Source organism: Gallibacterium genomosp. 2 (genome assembly GCF_000771895.1).
In the GTDB taxonomy this organism is placed as follows: Bacteria; Pseudomonadota; Gammaproteobacteria; order Enterobacterales; family Pasteurellaceae; genus Gallibacterium.
Map to the genome: position 1 here is coordinate 1 of NZ_JPXY01000068.1, position 4,797 is coordinate 4,797.

5 protein-coding genes are annotated in these 4,797 nt (G+C 37.3%); all 5 read left to right on the plus strand.

Annotated elements, in window-relative coordinates:
* The first annotated feature begins 2 nt into the window (after positions 1 to 2).
* Entirely contained in the window at positions 3 to 416 is a 414-nt protein-coding gene (locus tag P375_RS11525; protein ID WP_039137177.1) for an integrase core domain-containing protein, read from the plus strand.
* A gap of 182 nt (positions 417 to 598) precedes the next feature.
* A complete protein-coding gene (locus P375_RS11530) occupies positions 599 to 1,576 on the plus strand; it encodes a hypothetical protein (RefSeq protein ID WP_156962345.1) in 978 nt (325 codons plus the stop codon).
* 105 nt (positions 1,577 to 1,681) lie between these two features.
* Positions 1,682 to 2,533 (plus strand): hypothetical protein, encoded by an 852-nt coding sequence (locus tag P375_RS11535; RefSeq protein ID WP_052121844.1) that lies wholly within the window; start codon positions 1,682 to 1,684, stop codon positions 2,531 to 2,533.
* A gap of 186 nt (positions 2,534 to 2,719) precedes the next feature.
* Positions 2,720 to 3,997 carry a DUF4241 domain-containing protein gene (locus tag P375_RS12320; RefSeq protein WP_084598521.1) on the plus strand — a complete coding sequence of 426 codons (1,278 nt, stop codon included), beginning with the start codon at positions 2,720 to 2,722 and terminating at the stop codon, positions 3,995 to 3,997.
* Between the two features lie 24 nt (positions 3,998 to 4,021).
* Complete coding sequence (locus P375_RS11545; protein ID WP_039137181.1) at positions 4,022 to 4,615, plus strand: hypothetical protein; 594 nt, start codon at positions 4,022 to 4,024, stop codon at positions 4,613 to 4,615.
* Positions 4,616 to 4,797 lie beyond the last annotated feature (182 nt).

Below are 4,797 nucleotides of genomic sequence, written 5' to 3' on the forward strand. Positions count from 1 at the left end.
TGATGAACCTGGCGCAGCGCCAAGTGGTTGGTTGGCGATTGCAGAAACAGCACGATTCAACGTTAGTGGTGGAGGCATTAAATCATGCCATGCTGACAACGGAAAGAACGAGGAAGATGTTGTTTCACTCAGACCAAGGCAGTATTTATGGGAGTGCGTCATTTATACGATGTGTGAAACAGCATGGTTTGATACAAAGTATGAGTCGCCGAGGAAATTGTTGGGATAATGCACCGATGGAACGCTGGTTTAGGAGTTTTAAATATGAATGGATGTTAAAGGGCGGTTATTCTTCATTAGATGAAGCCAAGGAAGATATTAAACAGTATGTGTTTTACTATAACAGGGTGAGACCGCATAGCTATAATCAGGGATTACCGCCAGTTTTAGCGAAAAAACCTATTAGGGACTGCTGATTTAGTGGATCACTACATTCTGATTGTGCGTTGATCGACATAAAACTTCCAAGAGGTTATGCAAAATTTCGAGTGATGGATGTTTTTGAAAATCGTGTTTTTCTTTCCAATGAAATGAACAAGCTGGTTTTATGCCAGATGGAGATTTCCGAATAATGAAATGAATGAGGACGGATGTTGCAATGAACAATAAAAGAAAGCAGCTGCTGATTAAGCTTTATGAGGATAACTATAAGGATTGGTTTTATTACTATGATATTCCAGATTATATAAAATGTAATGAAGATATTTACACTAAATTCATTAAAGGCTCTTCTAAAGCGAAAGAAGAGGGAATTGATATATGGATAAACTTTTTAGATTCTCAAGATAGAATTGTTTATTTAGGTGTTATAGAGTCTTTAAGAAGGGATAATTATCAGTATTTGGATAATGCTTTATATACTTATGTCCGTACCGGCTTAATAAAAAGCTTTATATTAGCAAGTGGTTATGACCACTGCATTTCTGCTTGGAACCTAATACCTTTTGTTTTATGTTCTAATCAATTTGATTTAATTGAAAAAATATATCCTAAAGAATGTGGTTTAAGCAAAAATGGAATGGCATTTTTAAAGGTGACCACCAACCTTATCATGTATTTATATTATCAAGAGTATGAATGGCAAGAAGGCATAGTTAAACAGACTGAAAAATATCTATCTCAAAAAGATAGTCTCGAAAATAAATCAATTGTTAGTGCACTGTATGCTTTGGTTAATAGCAATTTTAGTCGGTTTTCAGAAGAATTAAGTCATGTATGTAAAGGGAGAAAAAAATCAAGATTATTTGGTGAAAATAAGTTCACAAAAGAATTTTCTTTCTATTCTTTAGCTTTGTTTAATTTTGCAAGGTTCTTATATCCGAATGATGTAGACAAAATCACGTTACCTGAAGATGAGAACTTCTTAATTGATTATCATTTATATCAAGAAGAACACAATTACTCAATAGGGAATCACTTAGTAATGTTCGATAATCCATTAAATATATTACATGAAATTCTTAATGTAGATACGCCTTCTGTTTCTTTAGTGAAAGAAGGTCGAGCGTTAATAGTAGATACTGAAATATATAAGAACAAGCTTATCAGTAAAATTGAGAATAAAATTGGAATTTAGTGAAATAAGATGATATTGCAAAATGTGAACAGAGTATATTGAGTCTGAATGTGGCTCAAAAGATGGGGATGAGCTGTATGTTTGATATGGAAATGGAGCAATTTTATGGCAATCGATGGTGTAAACATTATAGATAGTGATGATGGGCATGGGATCTACAACTTCATTGTGGAGAGTTATAAGGACGGAGTCAATGTAGATAACATCATATCGGATATGCTTAAAGAGGAAACACATTATTGTATCAACGATTTTTACGCAGAAATCTATTGGACTTCCCTGGCCTATTCTTTATGGAAAATTGGACATCTTCCGGATGAAATAAAAAACAAAGCCTTACATGTGATTGCAAAAGGAGCTGACGAGTTCTGGCTTGAAATTGATAAAACAGCATTAAAGCAAAGACAAAAGGTTTTGGATAAATTTGCTATTCAGATACAGAGTGAAAATCCCAAGCCGATTAAAGTTCCGAAAAGAAAGATAAAACGAACCCCGTACTTTAACAAAGGCGATGTTCTTGCCATAAAGTTTGACGATGAATATGGTGCTGTTTTTGTTTCGGCGATTGATGAGAGTCCGAGAAAGTTGGAATATCATCTGGCTTGTACCCGTTTATTACAAAAAGAAAAACCGAATATGGACGATTTCTTTAACAGTCAGATTGCATGTAGTCTGAGGAATACAAAGTACTGGCTGGATACAGATTGCTGGTTCGATCATAAGGATTTGGGAGGCTTACTGAAAAAAACTGAAAAGATCGGGAGAATAGAACCTGAAGAATATACTTTAGGTGTTCATTCTCCGGCACAAATCTTAGCAGACATTTACAATGAAATCACAAAGGATAAAGAAGTTTGGAGTCTTTCCTTCAGGGACACTTACGATCTGATCAGAGATCTTGAAACGGAAGATCTAGAGTCTGAATGTGATTTAGAAGATGATGAGAATAGAGAATAAATACCTGCGTTGGCTGATCAAGGCCATCAAGTTTATTGCGATAGCGATGATCCTGGTTGTGCTTGTCCATGTGATCATCATCGCTGTGGCTGTCTGGTTTTATGATGCTTTGTGATGCCTTAATTTTTTAAAACGAAAAAATTGGGACACACTGAAAGGATTTGATAAGAAGAAGGGGGAAAATCTATGACAACACCCAACAAAGAATGGCTTGACCGCTGGCAGATAGTTAAACATGCTTTAGACTGCAAAGTGGATTTGGAACAGTATTTTACAGAAAAACAGATTGGTGAAGCAGAGGTAGATGTACTTGATTTAGGTGAGGTACTCTTCCCTACGGGACAAGTTATTGCCTGTGACCCGCTGATAGAACTTGGAGAATGCCAACCATTTATTCAAACTATTCCGCCCGGAAAATATCCATTGAAGCTATGCGTGGAGTTGAGCTTTGAAAAATACGCCTGCGCCAAGCTGGAAATTACAGGGGAGCGTCCGGTGAGATATGAAATGGCTATGACTGGACAGGAAAATCTGGCTGATGTCAAGGAGGGTGAGGAAGGAATCTTTGGCTTCGGCGTGGATGCAGGTATGGCGTGCCTTGTCGACGCTCAGGCTCAGGAGGATTTTGACCGATATTGGAAAAAGCGCCTTGAAAATGAAGAGGATATTGACAATTACTACGACGACCTTTTTTGCTATGTTTTAGAGGAAAATGCCGAAAAATACCCCAAGTATCAGAGTGAGGGTGGCGATTGGGCATTATGGGACATTCCTGATTCTCCATGTAACCTACCTATATATGCTTCTGGCTGGGGTGATGGCTACTATGCCAGCTACTTCGGCTATGACAAGGAAGGTCAAATCTGTGCTGTGTATACGCTCTTTATGGACCTGGAAGAGGAAGAGCAAGGATATTCTGATGTGGGATCTTTTCAGTATGATGATAATGAACAGGCTGAGGAAGAAGGAACTGAAAGGGTTGATAATAGAGAGTCTTATTGGGCCCATATAGCCGAGCTGTCCTCGGAAGATATGGAGGAGCTTGCGGATGAAATCCGTAAGATGAAGAAGCGATTGAAAATCTCTGAGGATGCAGATGGCAAAAACATCGTAACCAGGCTGAATGAGTATATGCTTCCCTACATCGGAAAAAGCAAATATCCATTGCTGCGGTATTTTGGTTTGTTCGATTTTGCACTTAAGCTAAGTTATCTTTATGGAGATGCTTTCCGTTTGGCCTACGGCTGGCGGTGGGTTGAGCTTGGACAGGAAGATGATGATGAGAGGTCATTGGGACTCATCTCTCCCGATGAAAATTTCAGTCTTTTCCCATGCAACCAAACCTATAAGGTGCTGACCGGTCAATATGAGAATAACATCATTCCACTGTTTGAATTGTGCAGTGATTTGGATGAGTTCGAAAGTGACTACAAATATGTCATGGTGGCAGAAATACCGGAGTAAACTTATTGAACGGGGGTTAGAAGTATGAAGGATTTGAAAACATTATTGGGAAATTATGATGGCTTGGAAAATGACTTGAAATTTACAAGTATTTCTGATGAGATTTGGCGACTTGGCTCACTTGAAGAAATCAAGAACGAAGTTAGTCATGAAGCTTTCACCTTTCATATAGCTGTAAATATGATAGGAAATTGGAAATGCGACGGCTGGGCTTATATTTTTGCAGAAGGTCATTCACTATTGCCCTATATATCTGGAACATTGAAAGAATTGGGTTTGATAGAATTAAAAAATCAATTCGACGATACTGTTTTTTGGTTAAAGGAATATTTTGCAAATGCCGGGGTGGAGTTTCTTAATTTTGAAAAGGAACTGGATGAAAAAGATCACTATGATGTCATTAATTTTTTGAGCAATCCTCGATTTAAAGTTGAAGACGAAAAATTAAATTATATCAGCATGGATGATAGAAAAATCGTAAGCAAAAAATATAAGGCTGAAATAGGAAAGTTGGAGGATATTTCAGAAAAGCTCTGGGGCTATGGGACTGAAGAAGATGGTTGGAAAAATGTTTTGGATTATATTGGGAAAGTCTTTGGAACTAAAGCGAAAAAATAATAAGACTACACTTTTATAAAAAATCAATTCAATAGAATTTGTACGATCTTGTAGTGGTACACTAATTTTGCAGTCCTCAATAGGTGGTAAACTATCACAAAAAGAGGATATTAAGATGAGAAGAACATTTAGCCCAGATTACAAAGTTGCCGCAGTAAAATGAGTCACTGAGCAAGGTTATT